Genomic DNA, 22,492 nt, shown 5'->3' on the forward strand with positions numbered 1-22,492 from the left:
CGTCGTACGAGCACAGCGCAGGGAGCAGACGCAGCAGTGAGCGTTCAGCAGACAGTGGGATCGGACCCGTACTTCCCGGCCAACGGCGATCCCCGCTACCGGGTGCACCGGTACGAGCTCGCGCTGGACTACCGCCCCGGCCCGAACCGGCTGTCCGGGACGGCGCGGCTCAACGCCATAGCGGGCCGTGGTCCGCTCGCCGAGTTCCAGCTGAACCTGGCCGACTTCCGGATCGGCCGGGTCCGCGTCGACGGCAAGGCACCGCACTACACGCACCGGGGCGGCAAGCTGCGCATCCACCCGGCGAAGCCGATCCGGGCCGGGGCCGCCTTCACCGTGGAGGTGCACTGGGCGGGCAACCCCAAGCCGGTCAACAGCCCCTGGGGCGGGATCGGCTGGGAGGAGCTGGAGGACGGGGCGCTGGTGGCGAGCCAGCCGGTCGGCGCGCCCTCCTGGTACCCGTGCAACGACCGGCCCGCCGACAAGGCGTCGTACCAGATCTCGATCACCACACCGTCCTCGTACTCGGTGGTGGCGGGCGGCCGGCTGCTGACCCGCACGACGAAGGCTTCGACGACGACGTGGGTGTACGAGCAGGCGGCGCCGACGTCGAGCTATCTGGTCGGGCTGTCGATCGGGAAGTACCAGACGGTGCTGCTCGGCGATCCCGGTCTCGGTGGCGTACCGCAGTCCGGGCATCTGCCGGTGCATCTACTCGGGGAATTCTCCCGGGACTTCGCGCGGCAGCCCGCGATGATGGAACTGTTCGAGGAGATATTCGGGCCGTATCCGTTCGGCGAGTACGCGGTGGTGGTGACGGAGGAGGAGCTCGATGTCCCCGTCGAGGCACAGGGGTTGTCGTTGTTCGGCGCCAACCATGTGGACGGGTCGCGGGGTTCGGAGCGGCTGGTCGCGCACGAGCTGGCGCACCAGTGGTTCGGCAACAGCGTGTCCATCGCGGACTGGCGGCACATCTGGCTGAACGAGGGGTTCGCGAAGTACGCCGAGTGGCTGTGGTCGGAGCGTTCGGGCGGTCGTACGGCGCAGCAGCTTGCCGCCCTCGCGCACCGGAAGCTGTCCGCTCAGCCGCAGGATCTCGTCCTGGCCGACCCGGGCCGCAAGCTGATGTTCGACGACCGGCTGTACGAGCGCGGCGGGCTCACCGTGCACGCGGTGCGCTGCGCGATGGGCGACGTCGGCTTCTTCCGTATGCTGCGCGGCTGGGCCGCCCTGCACCGGGGCGGCGCCGTCACCACGGCGGCGTTCACCGCGCATGCGGCGCGCTACGCGGCGGAGCCGTTGGACGATCTGTTCGCGGCGTGGTTGTACGACTCGGCGCTGCCGCCGCCGCCCCAGCCGTCGGTGGCGGTTCCGGCCCGGCCGACATACCCGCCGACGAACGCCGACTCGGCCTAGGCAGGGTGCAGACAGAATGGCGATCATGACCAGTCGTAACTGCCCGTGCGGGCTGCCCGCGCCGTACGCCGAGTGCTGTGGACGGTTTCACCGCGGTGCCGCCGCCGCGCCGACCGCCGAGCTTCTGATGCGGTCGCGCTACAGCGCCTTCGTGCAGCGGGACGAGGGCTATCTGCTGCGGACCTGGCATCCGAGGACGCGGCCGCCGCGGGTGGAGTTCGACCCGGAGATGCGGTGGACCGGCCTGGAGATCCTCGCTGCGAGCCAGGGGTCGGCCTTCCACTCCGTGGGGACCGTGACCTTCCAGGCCTCCTACCGGGGCGGCTCGCTGCACGAGCGGAGCCGGTTCGAGCGGGTCGACGGGGCGTGGGTGTACGTGGACGGGGACTTCGTCGAGTAGGACCTGTCCGGTCGATCACGGTGGAGGAAAGCGGCGGGGCCCCGTTCGGTGCCGGTGAGCGGGGTGGGGTGCGTGCAGCTGCAAGGCGGAGGAGGGCGTCGACGCGATGGGGGTCCCCCCTGTTCGAGCGAAGCCGAGAACTTGGGGGAGTCGGCAACCGACGACAACGCCGCAGATGTGCGCCCGCCGCGGAGCGGCTGGTGTCACTGCCACCCCGCGTCTCCGCCGTGATCGACCGGACAGGTCCTAACCGTCAGGGCGCGAGGATGTCCAGCTCCTGGAGCGCGCCGACCGTGATCTCGCGGGTGAGCTCCTCGGCGCGGGTGGCGTCGCCCTCGCGGACGGCCTCCGCGACCTGTACGTGCAGGGTGACGGCGGCGGGGTCGGGGTCCTCGAACATGACCTCGTGGTGGGTACGGCCCGCCAGGACCTCGGTGACCACGTCGCCGAGGCGGGCGAACATCTCGTTGCCCGAGGCGTTGAGGATCACCCGGTGGAAGGCGACGTCGTGGACGAGATACGCCTGCAGTTGATGGCCACGTGAGTTGGCGACCATGCCCAGGGCGCACTCGGTGAGCTCGGCGCACTGCTCGGCGGTGGCGTTCCGGGCGGCCAGCCCCGCGGCGATCGGTTCGACGGCGGAACGCAGCACGGTGAGCGAACGCAGCTGGTGGGGCCGGTCGGCGCCGGCCAGTCGCCACCGGATGACCTGAGGGTCGTACACATTCCACTCCGCCTTGGGGCGGACCGTCACTCCGACCCGGCGGCGGGACTCGACCAGGTGCATGGACTCCAGCACCCGGACCGCCTCGCGCATGACGGAGCGTGACACCTCGAAGCGCTGCGCGAGCTCGTCCGTACGCAGCACGCTCCCCGGCGGGTACTCACCCGCCGTGATCGCCGGCCCGAGGCATTCCAGTACATGTCCGTGCAGGCCCCGGCCCCGTGTGCTCATGGAGTCAGCGTACGAGGCTCCCAGCGAGAACAAAAAGTCAGACTTATATGTCACAGACTCTTGAATTCGTCGTACCTAATGGGTTTCAGTGTCGTCGACATCAGATGTCGACGAAGACAGCGAGGCAGTAATGAGTACCCCCCATGTCGTCGTGGTCATGGGCGTGGCAGGCACCGGCAAGACCACCATCGGCCCCCTGCTTGCGGCCCGACTCGGCGTTCCGTACGCCGAGGGCGATGACTTCCACCCCCAGGCCAACATCGACAAGATGACGGCCGGGACACCGCTGTCCGACGACGACCGGTGGCCCTGGCTGGACGCCATCGGCCGCTGGGCGCACAGCCGCTCCGGGCTCGGTGGAGTGGTCAGCAGCTCGGCGCTCAAGCGCAGCTATCGCGACCGACTGCGGGCCGAGGCGCCCGGAGCCGTCTTCGTCCATCTGACCGGTGACCGCGCGCTGATCGAGGACAGGATGTCGCACCGCCAGGGGCACTTCATGCCGACGGCACTCCTGGACTCCCAGTTCGCCACCCTCCAGCCGCTGGAAGCGGACGAGGCGGGTGTCTCCGTGGACGTCTCCGGCGACCCCACGGAGATCACCGAACGGGCCGTGGCCGCGCTCCAGGGGCTCGGCCAGCTCTCGCAGTAACTCTTTTTTCCTTCCCCTCGTACGTTTCTCAAGCAAGGAAACCACCGTGACCAGACTCAGCGTCGAGATGCTGGCAGCGGACGCCGTCGAGCCGATCACCTCGGCGGGCCATGCTCAGCTGGGTATCGCCGTCCTGGCGGGCATCGCCGTCATCGTCCTGCTGATCACCCAGTTCAAGCTGCACGCCTTCCTGGCCCTGACCATCGGCTCGCTGGCGCTCGGTGCCTTCGCCGGGGCACCGATCGACAAGGTCATCCTCAGCTTCACGGCCGGGCTCGGCTCGACCGTTGCCGGTGTGGGTGTCCTGATCGCCCTTGGCGCGATCCTCGGCAAGCTGCTCGCCGACTCCGGCGGCGCCGACCAGATCGTGGACACCATCCTCGCCAAGGCGGGCGGGCGCGCCATGCCGTGGGCGATGGTGCTGATCGCCTCCGTGATCGGTCTGCCGCTCTTCTTCGAAGTCGGCATCGTGCTCCTCATCCCGGTCGTGCTGATGGTGGCCAAGCGCGGCAACTACTCCCTGATGCGCATCGGCATCCCGGCGCTGGCCGGTCTGTCCGTGATGCACGGCCTGATCCCGCCGCACCCCGGCCCGCTGGTCGCGATCGACGCGGTCAAGGCCAACCTCGGTCTCACGCTGGCCCTCGGTGTCCTGGTCGCCATCCCGACGGTGATCATCGCCGGCCCGCTGTTCTCGAAGTACGCGGCCCGCTGGGTGGACGTCCCGGCGCCGGACAAGATGATCCCGACCCGCGCCTCCGAGGACCTGGAGAAGCGCCCCGGCTTCGGCGTCACCATCGCCACCGTGATGCTGCCCGTCGTGCTGATGCTGTCCAAGGCCCTGGTCGACATCATCGTGGACGACCCGACGCACATGGTGCAGCGTGTCTTCGACGTCGTCGGCTCGCCGCTGATCGCACTGCTCGCCGCGGTCATCATGGGCATGTTCACCCTGGGCCGCGCGGCCGGCTTCACCAAGGACCGGATCTCCACGACCGTCGAGAAGTCCCTCGCGCCGATCGCCGGAATCCTGCTGATTGTGGGCGCGGGCGGCGGCTTCAAGCAGACGCTGATCGACTCCGGTGTGGGCCAGATGATCCTGGAGATCTCCAAGGACTGGTCGATTCCCGCACTGCTGCTCGCCTGGCTGATCGCGGTGGCCATCCGGCTCGCGACCGGTTCCGCGACCGTCGCCACCATCTCCGCGGCCGGACTGGTCGCGCCCCTCGCGGCCGACATGTCGGACGTGCACACCTCCCTCCTGGTGCTGGCGATCGGCGCGGGCTCGCTCTTCTTCAGCCATGTCAACGACGCCGGTTTCTGGCTGGTCAAGGAGTACTTCGGCCTGAGCGTCGGCCAGACCATCAAGACCTGGTCGGTGATGGAGACGATCATCTCGGTGGTGGCAGGCGGACTGGTGCTCCTGCTGTCGCTGGTCATTTAGAAGTACGAGGACGAGGAAGACGACGATGGCTCACCCTCTCTTCGACATCAGCGGCCGTACGGCCCTGGTCACCGGCTCCAGCCGCGGCATCGGGCTCGCGCTCGCCCGCGGGCTGGCGGAGGCCGGCTGCACCGTGGTCCTCAACGGGCGCGACGGAGAACGCCTCAAGCAGGCCGCCTCCGAACTGCCCGGCGACGTCCACACGGCGATATTCGACGTCACTGACGGTCCCTCGGTCGCCGCCGGGATAGCTGATGTCGAGGATCGGGTGGGCCCGCTCGACATCCTCGTCAACAACGCGGGCATGCAGCTGCGGGCCCCGCTCCTGGAGTTCACGGACTCGGACTGGCACCGGATCCTGAACACCAACCTGACGAGCGCGTTCCTGGTCGGCCGCGAGGCCGCGCGAGGGATGACCGAGCGCGGTCACGGCAAGATCATCAACATCTGCTCTCTCCAGAGCGAGGTCGTCCGTCCGGGCATCGCCCCGTACGCGGCCACCAAGGGCGCGCTCAAGATGCTCACCAAGGGCATGTGCGCGGACTGGGGTCCGCACGGAGTGCAGGTCAACGGGCTCGGCCCCGGCTACATCGAGACCGAGCTGACCAAGCCCCTCGTGGACGACGAGGAGTTCAGCGCCTGGGTGCGGCGACGCACCCCGGCCGGGCGCTGGGGCCGTACGGACGACCTGGTGGGCGGGGTGCTCTTCCTCGCCTCACCCGCCGCGGACTTCGTCAGCGGGCAGGTGCTGTACGTCGACGGCGGTATGACCAGTGTGCTGTGAAGGTGCGGCGAAGGGGACTTGGCGATGCTCGGCTGTGTGATCCACGGGCAGGACGATCTGCGGGTCGACGAACTGCCGGTCCCGTCCGTCGGGCCCGGGGAGGCGCTGGTCGCCGTCCGGTACGGCGGGGTGTGCGGGTCCGATCTGCACTACTGGCGGCACGGCGGTGTCGGGGACTTCCGACTGCGGGAGCCGATGGTGCTGGGCCACGAAGTGGTGGGGACGGTGGTCTCGTACGGTGACGGGGCCTCAGGTCCGCTCCCGGGTACGGCCGTCGCGGTGCACCCGGCGACTCCGTGCGGGGTGTGCCCCGAGTGCGTCGACGGGCGTGCGAACGTGTGCCGGGACACGCGCTACCTCGGCAGCGCGGCCCGCATGCCGCATGTACAGGGCGGGTTCGCGTCCCAAGTAGTCGTCCCCGCCGAGCAGTTGAGGGCGGTTCCGCAGGGGCTCGAGCTCCGGCGAGCCGCGCTCGCCGAACCACTGTCGGTCGCGCTGCACGCCGTCCGGCGGGCCGGTGACGTGAAGGACCGGCACGTTCTGGTGACGGGGGCCGGGCCCATCGGCTGCCTCGTGGTGGCCGCCGCCAAGGCCGCGGGCGCGGCGCGGGTGACCGTCACCGACCTGCTGCCGCAGGCGCTCTCGTACGCCGTCTCGGCCGGCGCGGACTCGGTCGTACGGGCCGACGATCCCGACGACTCCGGGTGGCCCTCGGAGGTCGACGTGGCCATCGAGGCGTCCGGTGTCGCCGCGGGCCTCGACACCTGCCTCCGCCTCGTGCGGCGCGGCGGGGTCGTCGTCCAGCTCGGCATGCTGCCGCCGGGGCAGAGCCCGTTCGCGGGGAATCTGGTGGTGAGCCGGGAGATCGAGCTGAGGGGCGCGTTCCGCTTCGGCGCGGAGTTCGACGAGGCGCTGCTGCTGCTCGCCGCCGAGCCCCGCTTCGATGCGCTGATCAGCGCGGTGGTGCCGCTCGGGGCGGCGGAGTCGGCGTTCGCTCTGGCGGCGGACCGGAGCCGTTCTTGCAAGGTGCTGCTGGACTTCGACGGGTGACCGTGTCGGCGCGATGAAGGGGAGCTCCCAGGCCGGGGGCTCCCCCTTACTTTTAGGGGCGGCCTTCAGGGGCGGCCCTCAGGGGCGGCCCTCAGGGGCGGCCCTCAGGGGCGCCAGAGGGGATGCTCCCGTTCCGCCCACTCCCGGCTCACCGAACCCGTGCGCAGGCCCCGGCGGGCCTCCGGGTCGCCCAGGGCCATGCCGATGTGGCCCGCGAGGACGATGCCGATCGTCAGGGCGAGCCAGTCGTGGACGAAGGTCGCGGAGGTGCGCCACATCAGCGGGGTGAGATGGGTGAACCACATCAACAGGCCCGTGGCGAGCATGACCAGCGTCGCGCCGGCGATCCAGGCGGCGTAGGTCTTCTGGCCGGCGTTGAACTTGGCCGCGGGACGCGACGCGCGGCGCCGGTCCCGGCGTAGGACCGCCCGCAGCCACGCACGGTCGTGCGGGCCCCAGCGGTTCAGGCGACCGAGGTCCGCTCGGAAGGCGCGGGAGACCAGTCCCGCCAGGACCGGCACCGGAAGCAGCAGGCCCGCCCACTCGTGGACCCTGACCACGAGCGCGCGGCGGCCGACGAGCTCGGCGAACAGGGGGAGGTACAGGCACGCCGCGGTCGCCACACACACGCCCATCAGCAGGGCCGTCACCCGGTGCACCCAGCGCTCCGCGCGGCTGAAGCGCGGCACGCGCGAGGAGTGCGCCGTGTGCGCCGTGTGCGCCGCGACGCCCGGGGTGGCCGGGGTGTCGTCAACTCGTGGGTGCATCGTCACGTCCGTTCGAGCGGCCCACCCACGCGTCCACGTCGTAGCCCCGCTTCTCCCAGTATCCGGGACGGACGTCCTCGGTGACGGTGATGCCGGAGAGCCACTTGGCGGACTTGTAGAAGTACATCGGGGCGACGTAGAGGCGGACGGGGCCGCCGTGGTTGTGGCCGAGGTCCTTGTCCTGCATACGGAGCGCCACCAGCACGTCGGAGCGGCGGGCCTGCCGCAGCGTGAGGCTCTCCGTGTAGGCCCCGTCGAAGCAGGTGAACCGGATCGCGCCGGCGGTGGAGCGTACTCCCGCGGCGTCGAGGAGGTGGGACAGCCGCACCCCCTCGAAGGGCGTGCTCGGCACCCGCCAGCCGGTGACGCACTGGACGTCGTGCACGAGCCGGGTCTGGGGCAGTGCCTGGAGGTCGGCCAGGGTGTAGCTGCGGGGGTGGTCGACCAGGCCGTCGATGGTGAGGCGGTAGTTCGCCGGGCCCTTGTGCGGGACCGACGCGGTCACGGAGTAGTAGCGGAAGCCGCCGCCGTTGGGGAGCAGGTCGGTCAGCCCCGTGGGGTCGTCGGCGAAGAGGGACTCGAGGCCGCGTTGGAGCGTGGGCGCGGCCAGCACGCCGAGCGCGCCGAGTCCGAGCGTGCCGAGCAGGAGCCGGCGGCCGACCGGCGCGCCACGCTCTTCGGGGTGTTCGGGGTGTTCGGGCTCCCGCGCCGCGGGGCGTTCGGGCTCCCGTGCGTCGGGGGTGTGCGGCACCCGGGCCACCGGGCCCTTGGGCCCACGTGCCTGTGGGGCTTGCGGTGTGCGCGCCTGCGGGGCTTGCGACTCCGGTGCCGCAGGGCCTTCCGGTGTCCGCGCCCGCTGGGCTTCGGGCTGTTCCGGGGCTTTGGGCACACGGGCCCCGGGGGCTTGCGGATCCTGTGTCGCGGGGGCTTCCGGGGTGTGCGCCCGGGGACGTTTCGGTCCCTGCTCTGCGGGCTTTTCAGGGTTCACTCATCCATACGAGCACCCGCGACCCCCTTCAGGCCAGCGGCAGCGGGTACTCGTCAGATTTCTGTCACCACTTCTTACCCGGTTCTCAGGCCGGGTTCTCAGTCAGGACGCGGACTCCGCGGCCTTGTCCAGCTGGAACGCCTCGTTGCCGAGTCCGATCCGGGCATGTGTCTCGGGCTTGCGGGAGCGCAGTACCAGGCCCTGGATCACGCCGATGACCAGGGCGGCCGCGACGATGGCGGGCAGTACCCAGCTCAGCGCGGAGTCCGGACCGGCCCCGACCAGGATGTCGAAGTCCTTGACCGTGTAGCCCGCGATCACGAGGAGCGCGACGCCGGCGATCGCCGAGGTGGCCAGCCGCCAGGCCTGGGCCCGTGCGGCTCCGCGGCGGGCGAAGAACACGATGACCGAGAGCGAGGCCGCCGCCATGAGCAGGATGACGCCGAGCGCTCCGACATTGCCGGCCCACGTGAACAGGTGCAGCACGGGCGCCGTCGGATCGCCGACCGGCTTGTCGTCGGTCACCGCGAAGGCGACCAGCACAATCACGGAAACGGCGGTCTGCAGGAGCGAGCCCGTGCCGGGGGCGCCGCTCGTGCCGGTGGTCCGGCCGAAGACAGGGGGCAGCAGTCCTTCGCGGCCCATGGCGAACGCGTACCGCGCCACGACGTTGTGGAAGCTGAGCACCGCCGCGAACATGCCGGTCACGAAGAGGACGTGCAGAACGTCCGTGAAGGTACCGCCGAGGCGCGACTCGGTGAGGAAGAACAGCAGTCCGGCGCTCTGCTCCTGCGCGGCCCCGACGATCCCGGAGGGTCCCGCGGCGACCGTCAGCGCCCAGGAGCTGACCGCGAAGAAGACGGCGACGAAGCCGATCGCCAGGAACATCACACGCGGTACGAGGATGTGCGGGCGGCTGGTCTCCTCGGCGTACACCGGCGCCTGCTCGAAGCCGGTGAAGGCGGCGATGCAGAAGCACAGCGCGGTGCCGACGCCCGCCCCGGTGAGCGTGTCGGGGTTGAAGGCGTGCAGCGACAGGCCCTCCTTGGCGGGGTCGGCGACGGCCGCGATGTCGAAGATGACGACGAGCGCCACCTCGATGACCAGCAGGACGCCGAGCACCCGCGCGTTGACGTCGATCTTCAGCCAGGCGAGCGCGCCGACCACGAGCACGGCGACCAACGCCGGTATCCACCAGGCGACTTCGATTTCGAGGTACGTGGCGAACAGCCCGGACACCTCGAAGCCGAGGATGCCGTAGATGCCGACCTGCAGCGCGCTGTAGGCGACGAGCGCGACCCCGGCGGCGCCCGCGCCCGCGGTGCCGCCGAGACCGCGGGCGACGTATGCGTAGAAGGCGCCCGCGTTGTGGACGTGGCGGCTCATCTCGGCGTACCCGATGCTGAAGAGCACGAGCACCACGCCGAGGATGACGAAGATCAGCGGCTCCCCGACGATGCCCATCACCGCGAATGCCGTGGGCATGACACCCGCGACCACCATGAGAGGGGCGGTCGCCGCGAGGACGGACAGGAGCAGGCCCCCCGTGCCCAGCCGATTGGCGTGCAGGGCGCGGTCCTGCCCCTTGAAGGTGCTGATGCCGCCGCCCTCGGCGACAGCGGGTCTACCCGTGCTCGCACTGCCCGATGTGCTCGATGTGCTCGAACTGCCCGTCGTCATCGCGGGGTTGTCCTTTCGGATGGCCGGTGGTGGTCCGGTTCTCGGGGTTCTCGGGAGGTAGTTCACGCCGCGCCGAGCACGCTGGCGCGTGCGGCACGGAAGGCTTTGTACGGGTCGCGGTCCGGGTACGACCACGGCACCGGGGTGGCGTGCGGGCCGATGCGGTGGAACAGGGCGGCGGCCTCGGCGCCCCGGCCCTCGCAGAACTTGGCGTGGGCGAGGAAGTTGAGGTCGAGGTGACGGCGCGGGTGGTCCTCGCGCTCCCACTCCAGCCACCAGTCGAACGCGGCCTTCATCACCTGCCGGGCCCGGCGCCCGACCCAGTGCCCGGAGGCGACCGGATCGGCGGGCTCGCTGCCGATGGTGGCGAGCACGCGGTAGCGCTCCGCGTGCGCTACGACGGGGAGAATGGCCAACGGCGAGTCGGCGGGCGCCTGTTCGGCCGCCCAGTTCGCGAAGTCGTAGACCTCGTGCAGCGGGTCCTGCCCCGCCTGCGCGCGGCGCTCGGCGAGCCGGGCGACCATCAGGTGGTGGGCGTGGTGGTGGTCGGGGTAGCGGTGGCGCACCTCGTCGAAGAGTCTGACCACGTCGTCCTCGCTGCCGAGGGAGCGCTCCAGGATCAGCAGGCCGAGCCAGGGCGTGGGGTCGGCGGGTGCGAGCGCGGCCGCGGCGTGGCAGGCCTCACGGGCCCGCTCCGGGCGATCCTTACCGTTCAGGGCGCGCTGGACGGTGGCACAGGCGAGCAGCGCGGCGGCGTCGGCCGACTCGGGTTCGGCGAGCTGCCAGTCGCGGGCCCAGGCGAGGGCGGCGGGCTCCTGCGCGAGGACGGTGACGCGGTGTCCGCGACGGTCCCAGTCGTCGCCGGTCGCGGCGAGCAGCGCGCGGACCGCGGTCCACCGCCCCTGGGCCAACGAGGCGCGCGCGGCGACGAGTTCGGCGTCGTCGAGGGCGGCGTCGAAGACCTGGGCCGCGCGCTTGCGACCGCGGCCGAGGGAAGGCGGGGGTGGCGACACCGCGGGGCTTCCTCACAGACGCGGCTAGTCAGTGGGTGATCACGCACAGCAAACCCTTGGCTGAGGGTTTTAGTCAAGTGGCATCCGACGCTCCGCACCCACCAACTTGCCCTGTCGGCACCGGAGTTGATCAAGCACCCCGCCGTGTCCCGGACGGCCGATCCGGGAGACCGGCCACGCCCGGGAACGACTCACCCGAAGGAACGCCTGCGCCCCGCACCAGCCCGACCCAGGAATCCGCCCGCGGGGGTCAGCTCACGGCCTTGGCCGCCGAGCGGCCCGCCGTGCGGCCGGAGAACAGGCAGCCGCCCAGGAACGTACCTTCGAGGGAGCGGTAGCCGTGGACCCCGCCGCCGCCGAATCCGGCGGCCTCCCCCGCCGCGTACAGCCCCGCCAGCGGGTCGCCGCCCTCGGTCAGGACGCGCGAGGAGAGGTCGGTCTCCAGACCGCCGAGGGTCTTGCGGGTGAGGATGTGGAGGCGGACGGCGATCAGCGGGCCGGCCTTGGGGTCGAGGATGCGGTGCGGGGTCGCCGTACGGATCAGCTTGTCGCCGAGGTAGTTGCGGGCGCCGCGGATCGCCGTCACCTGGAGGTCCTTGGTGAAGGGGTTGGCGATCTCCCGGTCGCGCGCGACGATCTCGCGGCGCAGCGCGGCCTCGTCGATCAGCGGCTCCTTGGAGAGCGCGTTCATGCCGCGGACGAGCGCGGTCAGGTCCTTCTCGACGACGAAGTCCGCGCCGTTGTCCATGAACGCCTTGACCGGCCCTGGCACATCGGCGCGCGCCCGCCCGATCACATCCTTGATCGACTTGCCCGTCAGGTCCGGATTCTGCTCCGATCCGGAGAGCGCGAACTCCTTGCCGATGATCTTCTGGTCGAGCACGAACCACGTGTAGTCGTAGCCGGTCTTCATGATGTGCTCGAGCGTGCCGAGGGTGTCGAAGCCGGGAAAGAGCGGCACCGGCAGCCGGTTGCCGCGGGCGTCCAGCCAGAGCGAGGACGGGCCGGGCAGGACGCGGATGCCGTGGTTCTCCCAGATGGGGTTCCAGTTCTGGATGCCCTCGGTGTAGTGCCACATGCGGTCGCGGTTGATGAGGCGGGCGCCCGCCTCCTCGGTGATCGCGAGCATCTTTCCGTCGACGTGCGCGGGGACGCCGGAGATCATCTTCTCGGGCGGAGTGCCCAGCCGCTCGGGCCAGTTGGCGCGGACGAGATCGTGGTTGCCGCCGATACCGCCCGACGTGACGATCACCGCCTGGGCCTTGAGCTCGAACGCGCCGGCGACCGTGCGGCTGCTGGCCTGACCACGCGCTATGCCGGACGGCTCCAGGATCTCGCCCGTGACGGTGTCGACGGCGCCCGCGCTGCGGGACAGACCGGTGACGCGGTGACGGAACTTGAGCTGGACCAGACCGCGCGCGACGCCCGCCCGCACCCGCCGCTCGAAGGGGGCGACCAGACCGGGCCCGGTCCCCCAGGTGATGTGGAAGCGCGGCACGGAGTTCCCGTGCCCGTTGGCGTCGTAGCCGCCGCGCTCGGCCCAGCCGACCACCGGGAAGAAGCGGACGCCCTGCCGGTGCAGCCAGGACCGCTTCTCGCCGGCCGCGAAGTCCACATACGCCTCGGCCCAGCGGCGCGGCCAGTGATCCTCGGGGCGGTCGAAGGCGGCCGTACCCATCCAGTCCTGGAGGGCGAGCGCGTGGCTGTCCTTGATCCGCATCCGGCGCTGCTCGGGCGAGTCCACGAAGAAGAGGCCACCGAAGGACCAGTGCGCCTGGCCGCCGATCGACTGCTCCGGCTCCTGGTCGAGGAGGATCACCTTGCGGCCGGCGTCCACGAGTTCCGCGGTCGCGGCGAGCCCCGCGAGACCCGCTCCGATCACGATCACATCTGCGTCGTAGGCCATCGGCCGTCCTCTCGCCATCCGGCGGCTCATGTCGGCTTCGTCACGAGTCGTCGGCATTGTCACGTGTTGATGAGACAGTGGTAGTCAAGACATCGGTACTGGTGGATCAGGCATGGGCGCCGGTCGACCAGCCGTTGTTACTGATCGGTCAGATCCTTCGGCAAGAGGAGTGACCGAGTCAACCGCCCCGTTGCGGGTACTCCCCTGCGGGCCCCGGTTCGTGGCACTACAGTCGGCGGGATACGTACCCGCGGCCCGTTCTGTCCCCGACGTATTGAGGTACACAGCGTGTCGGTTCTCGTTCTGGTCCTCTCGGTGAGCGCGGCCTGTTGCCTGGGCTTCGGCTTCGTACTCCAGCAGAACGCCGCCTCGCACGCCCCGCTGAGCGACTTCCTCTCCCCCCGCCTGCTGCTCGACCTCATCCGGGTGCCCCGGTGGCTGGGCGGCATCGGGCTGATGGTGTGCGGCATGGCGCTCGGCGCGATCGCCCTGGGCAAGGGCGAGCTCTCCCTGGTGGAACCGCTCCTCGCGACGAACCTGCTGTTCGCGCTCGCGCTCTCCCGCCACCAGACCAAGCAGCCGCTGGGCCGCCAGGGCTGGGCCGGGCTCCTGCTGCTCGCCGGCGGGGTCACGGCGTTCATCGTCGCGGGCCGGCCGGAGGGCGGCGACGATGTCACCGATCCGCTGCGGCACTGGCTGATCATCGGAATCATGGTGGGGCTCGCGCTGCTGCTGACCGCCTACGCGAAGCAGTCGTCCCGGCTGAGCGCCACGCCGGTGCTGCTCTCGCTGGCCGCGGGCCTGCTGTACGGCGTGCAGGACGCGCTCACCCGGGTCAGCAGCGAGCGATTCGGCGACGGCGGCTGGGGCGAGCTGCTCACCGGCTGGCAGCCGTACGGGGTGCTGGTGCTCGGTGTGACGGGGCTGGTGCTGGTGCAGAGCGCCTTCGAGACGGCACCGCTGCGGATGTCGCTGCCCGCGCTCACCGCGGCGCAGCCGCTGGCCGGGATCATCTGCGGGGTCGGGTTCCTCGGGGACCGGCTGCGCATGGACCCGGGCGCGCTGGCCTGGGAGGCGGCGGGGCTCGCGGCGGTCGTGGCGGGAATCGTGCTGCTCGGCCTGCACCCCGCGATGCCGCCCGGCACCGCGAAGAAGGAGCAGGCGGTCGATCTCCAGCCGCATTGAGGACGCCCGGCGCAGGCGCAGGCGCTGTGGGCGGTGCCGGATTCCCGGGGCTGCTTGGATATGACCATGAGTGCCGCTGACGAGATCCTCGACATCGTGGACGAGAACGACGTGGTCATCGGGCAGTCCCCGCGCGGAGAGGTGTACGCGCGTGGTCTTCGCCACCGGTGCGTGTTCATCCAGGCCCGGGATGCCGAGGGCCGGCTCTTCGTCCACCGCCGCACACCCACGAAGCTCGTCTTTCCCTCCCTGTACGACATGTTCGTGGGCGGGGTCGTGGGCGCGGGCGAGTCCTACGACACCGCGGCCCTGCGCGAGGCCGAGGAGGAACTCGGTGTCTCCGGCCTCCCCCGGCCCGTCCCTCTCTTCAAGTTCCTCTACGACAACGGCGCCGGCCAGACCTGGTGGTCGGCCGTCTACGAGGTGCGCTGCGACCTCCCGGTGAGCCCACAGGTGGAGGAGGTCGCCTGGCACGACTTCCTCGCCGTGGAGGAGGTGGAGCGACGCCTGACGGACTGGACGTGGGTGCCGGACGGTCTGGCCGCGTATCAGCGGCTGAAGGACTATCGCGCGACGGGCCGCGTGGGCTGAGTGGGCCGAGCCCCTCCGAACGCGGCGACCGACGCCCGAGCCCGGGCGGACGGCCCGGGCGGACGGCCCGGGCGGGGCGTGATGCCTGGTCCGAGGGATACGGTCCGGAACCGTAACCACCTGCACCGACAACACTCCCCGATAGGGTCCTGGGCGTGATCGAACTCGTACGGAACGTCCGGCTGTGGTTTGCGCCCCAGAGGGTTCGGGAGGAGGGCGGGACGCCCGACTACCGGTTCTCGCTGGCGAACGAGCGGACCTTCCTGGCGTGGCTGCGCACCGCGCTGGCGCTGATCGGCGGGGGCTTCGCCGTGGATCAGTTCCTGCCGGATCTGCGCTGGGCGTGGCGGGTCGGTCTCGCGCTGGCCCTGCTGGGGGCGGGCGTGCTCTGCTCGCTGCGCGCCGTCAATCACTGGGTGGCGTGCGAGCGGGCGATGCGCAGAGGGGAAGACCTGCCGGTGTCGCGTTTCCCCGCGCTGCTGAGCATCGCCGTGGCGGTCGTGGCCCTCGCGATGGTCGTGGTCGTTCTCGTCGGCTGGGAAGCGTGACGGCGCCCGCCCCGGAGCGCGACCCGGGGCTGCAACCGGAGCGTACGCGGCTCGCGTGGCGGCGTACGACCCTGGCGAGCACCGTCGCCGCCGTGCTCGCGGCGAAGGCGGCCCTGCACGGCGGCCCCTCGGCGACCGGGGTCGTGGCCTGCGCCCTGTGCTGCGGGCTCTGGCTGGGATTCCTGACGATCGCCCACCGTCGCATTCAGGTGCTCGCGGCGTCCGGCTCCGACGGCCCACCCGCGCTCGCGCCACGGCACGCGACGGCGGCGACCCTGTGCACGGTCGCCCTCGCGGTGTGCGCGGTGGCGCTGGTGTTCTGAGCACTCCACCTGACCGACAGGTCGAAATAGGTCGATATTGGGTAGTTTCTGCCGCTAACCTGAGGCGTCATCCACGCCACTGACGAAGGTGAGCACCATGACCACCCTCCATCTGGAACACACGGCCCATCAGCACACCCACGGCCCGGGCTGCGGGCACGCGGAGGTGCCGCACGGGGACCACGTCGACTACGCACACGACGGCCATCTGCACCGGGAACACTCCGGACACTGGGACGAGTGCGAGCCGAGTGGCCATAGGGCGCACGACGCGCACGCCCACCAGCACGGTGCGGACTGTGGACACCCCGCGGTCGAGCACGGCGACCACGTCGACTATCTGCACGACGGCCACCGGCACGCCGCGCACGAGGGCCACTGGGACGACCACTAGAGCCTGTCCGGCGGATCAGGTCAGAGGGAAGCGGCGACGCCTTGTCGGCGCAGGCGAGCGGGGTCCGGTGCGTCGAGCTGCAAGGCGGAGGAGGGCGTCGACGCGATGAGGGTCCCCCCTGTTCGAGCGAAGCCGAGAACTTGGGGGAGTCGGCAACCGACGACAACGCCGCAGATCGGCGTACCGGACCCCGCGTCTCCGGCATGATCCGCCGGACAGGCCCTGGACATCGGCGGTCGACCGCTCGGGGTCTCTCCCCGGAGGAGAGACCCCGATCACGTTTCGCGCACGCCCTGGACGACATACCGACTGGTCGGCATCATGGTGACGTCCTGCTTCCGTGCGCGAAGGAGAAACGATGAGCCCCGACCACCCGCCAGGTCTCGATCTCGACCGGCTGCGCGGCCTGCTCGACGGTGAGCGGCCCGGCCTGGTGCACGGCCCCCTGACCGGCCGGCTGATCGAGGGCGGACGGTCGAACCTCACGTACGCGGTGACGGACGGCACCACGAGATGGGTCGTACGACGGCCTCCGCTGGGGCATGTACTGGCCACCGCGCACGACATGAAGCGCGAACACCGGGTGATCAGCGCGCTGCATCCGACGGCCGTCCCGGTACCGCGCCCGGTACTGCTGTGCGAGGACGAGTCGGTCCTCGGCTCGCCCTTCTACGTGATGGAGTTCGTCACAGGCGTCCCCTATCGCACGGCCGAGCAGCTCGCCCCGCTCGGCCCGGCGCGCACCCGGGACGCGGTGCTCGGGCTCGTCGACACGCTCGTCGAACTGCACGCCGTGGATCCCGCCGAAGTCGGCCTCGCGGACTTCGGGCGCCCGGAGGGCTTCCTCGACCGGCAACTGCGCCGCTGGGGCAAGCAGTTGGACGCGTCCCGCAACCGCGAACTGGCCGGGATCGACGAACTGCACGCGGCGCTCGGGCGCGCGTTGCCGCACTCCCCCGCGCCCACCGTCGTGCACGGCGACTATCGGCTGGACAACGTGCTGATCGGCGACGACGACCGGATCAAGGCGATCCTGGACTGGGAGATGTCCACGCTCGGCGATCCGCTCACCGACCTGGGGCTCCTGGTGATGTACAGCGCACCTCTGGATCTTCCCGACTCCCCCATCAGCACGACCGCCTCGGCCGCCGGTCACCCGGACCCGGCCGAGATCGTCGGGCGATACGCCGCGCGCTCGGGGCGCGACGTGTCCGACGTCGCCTGGTACACGGCGTTCGCCTGGTTCAAGCTCGCCGTGATCCTGGAGGGCATCCACTACCGCTACACGCTCGGCCAGACGGTCGGCGCGGGCTTCGACCGCATCGGTGAACTGGTCCCCTTCTTCATCGAGCACGGTCTGACCACTCTTCACGAAGGCTCCCAGGAAGGCTGATCGAGCATGGACTTCGCATTCGACGCGCGCACGGAGGAACTGCGCGGGAAGCTGCTCGCCTTCATGGACGAGTACGTCTATCCGGCGGAGGCGGTCGCCGAGGAGCAGCGCGCGCAGCTGGCCTCTCCGTGGGACACACCCGCCGTGGTCGGGGAGTTGAAGGCCGAGGCCCGCAGGCAGGGACTGTGGAACCTCTTCCTTCCCGATTCCGAGTACGGGGCCGGGCTCACCAACCTCCAGTACGCGCCGCTCGCCGAAATCACCGGCCGCAGCCCGCAGTTGGCGCCCACCGCGCTGAACTGCGCCGCGCCGGACACCGGCAACATGGAGGTGCTCACGCAGTTCGGCGACGAGCAGCAGAAGAAGCAGTGGCTGGAGCCGCTGCTCGCCGGTGAGATCCGCTCCGCGTTCGCCATGACCGAGCCGGAGGTGGCCTCTTCCGACGCCACGAACATCACCACGCTCATCGAGCGCGACGGTGGGGGCACCTCCCGCTCGAGCGGAGCCGAGAGTGGGGGAGAGTACGTCATCACCGGCCGCAAGTGGTACATCTCGGGGGCGATGAACCCCGACTGCAAGATCTTCATCGTGATGGGCAAGACGGACCCGGAGGGCGCGGACATCCGCCGCCAGCAGTCGATGGTGCTCGTCCCGCGCGACACCCCGGGCGTCGAAGTCCGGCGGGCCATGCAGGTGTACGGCTACGAGGACCACTCTCACGGCGGGCACGCGGAGGTCGTCTTCGACCACGTACGCGTCCCCGTCAGCAATCTGATCGGCGAGGAGGGCGGCGGCTTCGGCATCGCCCAGGCGCGGCTCGGCCCCGGCCGTATCCACCACTGCATGCGGCTGATCGGGATGGCCGAGCGGGCGATCGAGCTGATGTGCCGGCGGGCTGTGTCCCGTACGGCCTTCGGCAAGCCGCTGGCCCAGCAGGGCGTGGTCCAGAACTGGATCGCCGACGCGCGCGTAGCCGTCGAACAGCTTCGTCTGCTGGTTCTGAAGACCGCCTGGATGATGGACACGGTAGGCAACAGGGGCGCCCACACCGAGATCCAGGCCATCAAGATCGCCACGCCCCGTACGGTTGTCGACATCCTCGACAAGGCGGTCCAGCTGCACGGGGCGGGGGGTGTCAGTCAGGACTTTCCGCTGGCCGAGCTCTGGGCGAGTGCGCGGACGTTGAAGCTCGCGGACGGTCCGGACGAGGTGCACCAGCGGTCGTTGGCTCGGCGGGAGATCAAGAAGTACGTGTGACCCTCCGGGGTGGCGGGGAGGCGGCCGGGCCGGCGCGGTCTGTTGTTCGCCCCCGCCGCCCCTACCCGTCCCGTCCCCTGGGGGCTGCCGCCCCCAGACCCCCGCTTCGGCCTGAACGGCCTCGTCCTCAAACGCCGGACAGGCTGGGATACCTGGCGGGGGTCTGGGGGCGGAGCCCCCAGGAACGGGATGGGACGGGTAGGGGCGGCGGGGGCGAAAAACTCTGTGCCTGGCCCGGGGCTACGGGCGCAGGGCGCGGAGCAGGAGGTCCGCGAGGTGGTCGGCTACCTCTTGCGGGGTGAGCGGGCCGTCCGGTCGGTACCAGGTCGACAGGTGGTGCACGGAGCCGAAGTGGTAGTCGACGACCAGGTCGGCGGGGGTGGCCGTGGAGAAGACGCCCTTCTGCTGGCCCTCCTCGACGAGCGCGCGGAACCGCTCGTGGTAGCGACGCCGCTCGGCACGCACCTGCTTGTCCTTCTCGGGACTGAGATGGTGCATGGAGCGGAAGAAGATCGCCGCGTCGTCGAGGTTGTCGATCGTGGTGACGACGACGTCCGCGGCGGCACCCCGCAGCCGCTCCTCGACGGGCGCGTCGGAGTCCGCGAAGGCGTCCAGGCGCTCCTGCTGAATGCGCAGCACGCGCGCGTACACCTCGTGCAGGAGGTCGTCCTTGGAGCCGAAGTAGTGGTAGAGCGCACCCTTGGTGACACCCGCCGCCTCGACGATCTCCTGTACCGATGTGCGGTCGTATCCCCGCTCGGCGAAGAGCCGGGTGGCGGCGGCCAGAAGCCGCTGCGGGACGGGCGTACCGTCTCCGTCCGTCGTCCTGGGCACTGCCGCCACCTGCCTTCCGAGGTTGTCGAGCGAGTCGAGTGACAAGCGTCGTCTACTGAGAGTCGTGCGGCCGGGAACGCAGTTCCCGACGGAGGATCTTCCCACTCGCCGTCTTCGGCAAGTCGGGCAGGATCTCCACCTGCCGCGGATATTTGTAAGCGGCCAGTCTCTCCTTGCAGTACGCGGCGAGCGCGTCGGGGTCCTCTTCGGCGCCCGGACGCAGGCTGATGTAGGCCTTCACGGTCTCCCCGCGGTAGCCGTCGGGGATCCCGACGACGGCCGCCTCACGGACCGAGGGGTGCGTGTAGAGCACGTCCTCGACCTCGCGCGGCCACACCTTGAAGCCGGACGCGTTGATCATGTCCTTCTTGCGGTCGACCACGTAGAGCCAGCCCTGGGGGTCCATGAATCCGATGTCGCCGGTGCGCAGCTCGCCGTCCGGGAAGGTCTCGGCGGTGGCTTCGGGGCGGCGCCAGTAGCCGGGCACGATCTGCGGGCCTCGTACCAGGATCTCGCCCTGCTCCCCGAACGGCACGTCCCGGCCGAGGTCGTCGACGATGCGTACGACCGTGTCGGGGCCCGGTACGCCGACGGCCAGCGTCCCCGAGACCGGGTCGACGGGAGCCTCCCGGCCCGGCGGCACGGAGGCGCAGGGCGCGGTGCACTCGGTGAGCCCGTAGCCATTGCGGATGTAGGGCCCGTAACCGGCCCGGAACTTCTCCACCAGCGCGGGCGGCAGCGGTGCGCCGCCGGAGGAGATGTTCACGAAGGACGAGAAGTGGTCGGGGGTGACGGAGGGGTGGGCCGCCAGGGCCATGAAGGCGGTCGAGGGGCCGACCGTGTACACGGGCCGGTGCTCGGCGAACGCGTCGAGGACGACCCCCGCCTCGAAGCGGTACGCGAGGACGAGCGTGCCCGCGCTGTTCAGGCACGCGGCGAGCTGGCAGACCATCCCGGTGATGTGGAACAGGGGCGCCATCGCGAAGTAGACGGGCGCCTCGGACAGCCCCAGGCCCGTCCGCTGCCGCTCGGCGTTGTACATGATGTTGCCGTGGGTGTTGGTGGCCCCCTTGGGGGTGCCGCTCGTCCCGGAGGTGTAGCTGATCAGGGCGATGTCGGACGGGCCGACGTCACGCCCCTCAGGGGCCTTGTGTCCCTGCCTGGCCACCGTCACCAGATCGTCGGCGTCCGCGGCCTGCGGCAGCCGCTCGAAGCCCAGCACGCGCGCGTCGTTGCGGGTTTGGAGATCCAACTCACAGGCGGTGAGTGCGATGCGTACGGGCGAGTCGGCCGCCGTCTCGCGCAGATACGACTCCCACGCGCGGTCGGAGCACACCAGGGCGCTCACTTCCGCGTCGTGGAGTACATGGCGGACCTCGCCCGATTTGTACATCGGGTTGACCGGCACGACCGTCGCGCCCGCCTTCCAGGCGCCGAGCAGCGCGAGCACGAAGTGCGGGGAGTTCTGCAGCAGGATCGCGACCCGGTCGCCGCGCTCCAGGCCGCGGGCGGCGAGGTGCCCGGCGACGGAGTCGCTGAGTTCGTCCACCTCGCGGTAGGTCAGCCGCCCGTCGAAGTAGGCGAGGGCGGTGCGGCCCGGGGTGTCCGCCACGGCCCCGCGCAGGGCGTGGACCAGGGAGCCGGCAGGACTCACGGGGCCGCTCTGGGCGTCGTCGAGGAGGGCCACCCAGGGCCGGTCGGCGTAGGTGGTCACCGGCCCGCCTCCCACTTCTGCTGGATGTGGTTCATGTTGGTCAGCCAGCGGTCCGGGTCGGTGGCCCGCACCTGGTAGTACCCGGCGACCTCGGGGTGCGGCAGGATCAGGAAGCGGTCCTCCTCGATCCCCGCGAAGAGGGCGTCCGCGACGGCCCCGGGCTCGATGGCGGTCGGCTGGAGGACGAGGTCGCCCGCGCTGCCGGTGGCGTCGAGCATGTCGGTGCGCACGCCCTGCGGACAGATCGCGTGGACCTTCAGGCCGCGGTGGCGGTACGTCAGTGAGAGCCACTCGGCGAAGGCGTACGCGCCGTGCTTGGTGACGCTGTAGGGCGCGGCGCCGATCATGGTGAGCAGTCCGGCGGCGGAGACCGTGGAGATGAACCGGCCGCTGCCGCGCTCCAGCCAGGCCGGCAGGAGCTCCTCGGCCGCGCGGACGTGCGCCATCACGTTGACGTCCCAGGCGAGCGCCCAGACCTTTGCGTCGGCCGCCTCGCTGCCGCCCGAGGCGACGCCCGCGTTGGCGCAGTAGACGTCCACCGTGCCACGGAGCGCATCCCGGGCCTCGGCGACGATCGCGGACGCGTCACCCGGGACCGCGATGCCACCGATCTCGTCGGCCACCGCCTTGGCCTTGGCGGCGTCCAGGTCGTTGACGACGACCCTGGCGCCCTCGGCGGCGAAACGGCGGGCCAGCGCGGCCCCGATGCCGCCCCCCGCTCCGGTGACGACCACTCCCGCATCCTGCACGGCTTCCACCATCGGTCTCCTTCGACGCGACGCGAATCGGCTCTGCGACGCCAGACTAACCAGTCGGTATGTTGAGAGGGAAGGGGCGACCCCTCCGGTAAGGGGCGCAGGGCCGGTACGGATGCGGCTGCATATGCGGCGCCACCACGTGGGCGCGACAAGCGACAGACGGCCATTGCTGCTTACGATCCTCTGCGGGAGCGCTTAGGGCCTGTCCGGCGGATCAGGTCGGAGGGAAGCAGCGGCACCTTGTCAGCGCAGGTGAGCGGGGTCTGGTGCGTCGAGCTGCAAGGCGGAGGAGGGCGTCGACGCGATGGGGGTCCCCCCTGTTCGAGCGAAGCCGAGAACTTGGGGGAGTCGGCAACCGACGACAACGCCGCAGATCGGCGCACCAGACCCCGCGCCTCCGGCATGATCCGCCGGACAGGCCCTAGCGTGCCTGAGCCAACCTT

At 70.8% G+C, this 22,492-nt stretch carries 22 protein-coding genes; 13 read left to right on the forward strand and 9 right to left on the reverse strand.

Features of this window, described 5'->3' with window-relative positions:
- The first annotated feature begins 36 nt into the window (after nucleotides 1-36).
- Nucleotides 37-1,416 (forward strand): M1 family metallopeptidase, encoded by a 1,380-nt coding sequence (locus tag ACX28W_RS03370; RefSeq protein WP_458997229.1) that lies wholly within the window; start codon nucleotides 37-39, stop codon nucleotides 1,414-1,416.
- Nucleotides 1,417-1,441: 25 nt separating this feature from the next.
- On the forward strand, nucleotides 1,442-1,816 hold the full coding sequence (locus tag ACX28W_RS03375; protein WP_458997230.1) for a YchJ family protein: 375 nt from the start codon (nucleotides 1,442-1,444) through the stop codon (nucleotides 1,814-1,816).
- Between the two features lie 253 nt (nucleotides 1,817-2,069).
- Here ACX28W_RS03375 and ACX28W_RS03380 read toward each other — a convergent pair whose 3' ends face one another.
- Nucleotides 2,070-2,771 carry a FadR/GntR family transcriptional regulator gene (locus tag ACX28W_RS03380; protein WP_458997231.1) on the reverse strand — a complete coding sequence of 234 codons (702 nt, stop codon included), beginning with the start codon at nucleotides 2,769-2,771 and terminating at the stop codon, nucleotides 2,070-2,072.
- A gap of 130 nt (nucleotides 2,772-2,901) precedes the next feature.
- On the opposite strand from ACX28W_RS03380, the gene ACX28W_RS03385 reads away from it, so the two are divergent.
- From ACX28W_RS03385 to ACX28W_RS03400, 4 genes are read left to right on the forward strand one after another with little or no spacing between them, the layout of a single operon-like run.
- A complete protein-coding gene (locus ACX28W_RS03385; protein ID WP_458997232.1) occupies nucleotides 2,902-3,420 on the forward strand; it encodes a gluconokinase in 519 nt (172 codons plus the stop codon).
- A 46-nt stretch (nucleotides 3,421-3,466) separates the two neighbouring features.
- Complete coding sequence (locus ACX28W_RS03390) at nucleotides 3,467-4,864, forward strand: GntT/GntP/DsdX family permease (RefSeq protein WP_458997233.1); 1,398 nt, start codon at nucleotides 3,467-3,469, stop codon at nucleotides 4,862-4,864.
- A gap of 25 nt (nucleotides 4,865-4,889) precedes the next feature.
- Nucleotides 4,890-5,648 carry an SDR family oxidoreductase gene (locus ACX28W_RS03395; protein ID WP_458997234.1) on the forward strand — a complete coding sequence of 253 codons (759 nt, stop codon included), beginning with the start codon at nucleotides 4,890-4,892 and terminating at the stop codon, nucleotides 5,646-5,648.
- Between the two features lie 24 nt (nucleotides 5,649-5,672).
- Entirely contained in the window at nucleotides 5,673-6,698 is a 1,026-nt protein-coding gene (locus tag ACX28W_RS03400) for an L-idonate 5-dehydrogenase (RefSeq protein WP_458997235.1), read from the forward strand.
- Nucleotides 6,699-6,802: 104 nt separating this feature from the next.
- On the opposite strand, the gene ACX28W_RS03405 is transcribed toward ACX28W_RS03400, so the two are convergent.
- From ACX28W_RS03405 to ACX28W_RS03425, 5 genes are all read right to left on the reverse strand, one after another.
- A complete protein-coding gene (locus tag ACX28W_RS03405; protein WP_458997236.1) occupies nucleotides 6,803-7,465 on the reverse strand; it encodes a cytochrome b/b6 domain-containing protein in 663 nt (220 codons plus the stop codon).
- Complete coding sequence (locus tag ACX28W_RS03410; protein ID WP_458997237.1) at nucleotides 7,449-8,216, reverse strand: molybdopterin-dependent oxidoreductase; 768 nt, start codon at nucleotides 8,214-8,216, stop codon at nucleotides 7,449-7,451. Before ACX28W_RS03410 ends, ACX28W_RS03405 begins: the two co-directional genes overlap by 17 nt.
- A gap of 339 nt (nucleotides 8,217-8,555) precedes the next feature.
- Nucleotides 8,556-10,133 carry an APC family permease gene (locus ACX28W_RS03415; RefSeq protein ID WP_458997238.1) on the reverse strand — a complete coding sequence of 526 codons (1,578 nt, stop codon included), beginning with the start codon at nucleotides 10,131-10,133 and terminating at the stop codon, nucleotides 8,556-8,558.
- Nucleotides 10,134-10,195: 62 nt separating this feature from the next.
- Nucleotides 10,196-11,146 carry a hypothetical protein gene (locus ACX28W_RS03420; protein ID WP_458997239.1) on the reverse strand — a complete coding sequence of 317 codons (951 nt, stop codon included), beginning with the start codon at nucleotides 11,144-11,146 and terminating at the stop codon, nucleotides 10,196-10,198.
- 250 nt (nucleotides 11,147-11,396) lie between these two features.
- The gene (locus ACX28W_RS03425) at nucleotides 11,397-13,052 is read right to left on the reverse strand and encodes an FAD-binding dehydrogenase (RefSeq protein ID WP_458997240.1); all 1,656 of its coding nucleotides are present in this window, start codon (nucleotides 13,050-13,052) and stop codon (nucleotides 11,397-11,399) included.
- A 288-nt stretch (nucleotides 13,053-13,340) separates the two neighbouring features.
- Here ACX28W_RS03425 and ACX28W_RS03430 point away from each other — a divergent pair, with 288 nt between their 5' ends.
- The 7 genes from ACX28W_RS03430 (at nucleotide 13,341) to ACX28W_RS03460 (ending at nucleotide 18,743) form a co-directional block, all read left to right on the forward strand.
- Nucleotides 13,341-14,237 (forward strand): DMT family transporter, encoded by an 897-nt coding sequence (locus ACX28W_RS03430; RefSeq protein ID WP_458997241.1) that lies wholly within the window; start codon nucleotides 13,341-13,343, stop codon nucleotides 14,235-14,237.
- A gap of 66 nt (nucleotides 14,238-14,303) precedes the next feature.
- On the forward strand, nucleotides 14,304-14,828 hold the full coding sequence (locus ACX28W_RS03435; protein ID WP_458997242.1) for an NUDIX hydrolase: 525 nt from the start codon (nucleotides 14,304-14,306) through the stop codon (nucleotides 14,826-14,828).
- Between the two features lie 155 nt (nucleotides 14,829-14,983).
- Complete coding sequence (locus ACX28W_RS03440) at nucleotides 14,984-15,376, forward strand: YidH family protein (RefSeq protein ID WP_458997243.1); 393 nt, start codon at nucleotides 14,984-14,986, stop codon at nucleotides 15,374-15,376.
- Nucleotides 15,373-15,699: a DUF202 domain-containing protein gene (locus tag ACX28W_RS03445; protein ID WP_458997244.1), complete on the forward strand. Its 327-nt coding sequence runs from the start codon at nucleotides 15,373-15,375 to the stop codon at nucleotides 15,697-15,699. The genes ACX28W_RS03440 and ACX28W_RS03445 overlap by 4 nt, the downstream gene beginning before the upstream one ends.
- Nucleotides 15,700-15,796: 97 nt before the next feature.
- On the forward strand, nucleotides 15,797-16,093 hold the full coding sequence (locus ACX28W_RS03450; RefSeq protein WP_458997245.1) for a hypothetical protein: 297 nt from the start codon (nucleotides 15,797-15,799) through the stop codon (nucleotides 16,091-16,093).
- A 358-nt stretch (nucleotides 16,094-16,451) separates the two neighbouring features.
- Entirely contained in the window at nucleotides 16,452-17,486 is a 1,035-nt protein-coding gene (locus tag ACX28W_RS03455) for a phosphotransferase family protein (RefSeq protein ID WP_458997246.1), read from the forward strand.
- A 6-nt stretch (nucleotides 17,487-17,492) separates the two neighbouring features.
- Nucleotides 17,493-18,743 carry an acyl-CoA dehydrogenase family protein gene (locus ACX28W_RS03460; protein ID WP_458997247.1) on the forward strand — a complete coding sequence of 417 codons (1,251 nt, stop codon included), beginning with the start codon at nucleotides 17,493-17,495 and terminating at the stop codon, nucleotides 18,741-18,743.
- Between the two features lie 240 nt (nucleotides 18,744-18,983).
- Here the strand turns inward: ACX28W_RS03460 and ACX28W_RS03465 are convergent, their stop codons facing one another.
- The 3 genes from ACX28W_RS03465 to ACX28W_RS03475 are packed head-to-tail and all read right to left on the reverse strand — an operon-like array spanning nucleotide 18,984 to nucleotide 22,052.
- Nucleotides 18,984-19,577, reverse strand: a complete 594-nt coding sequence (locus tag ACX28W_RS03465) for a TetR/AcrR family transcriptional regulator (protein ID WP_458997248.1) — start codon at nucleotides 19,575-19,577, stop codon at nucleotides 18,984-18,986.
- 52 nt (nucleotides 19,578-19,629) lie between these two features.
- On the reverse strand, nucleotides 19,630-21,291 hold the full coding sequence (locus ACX28W_RS03470; protein WP_458997249.1) for a class I adenylate-forming enzyme family protein: 1,662 nt from the start codon (nucleotides 21,289-21,291) through the stop codon (nucleotides 19,630-19,632).
- Entirely contained in the window at nucleotides 21,288-22,052 is a 765-nt protein-coding gene (locus ACX28W_RS03475; protein WP_458997250.1) for an SDR family oxidoreductase, read from the reverse strand. Before ACX28W_RS03475 ends, ACX28W_RS03470 begins: the two co-directional genes overlap by 4 nt.
- Between the last annotated feature and the right edge of the window lie 440 nt (nucleotides 22,053-22,492).

Source organism: Streptomyces sp. SD15, assembly GCF_054462255.1.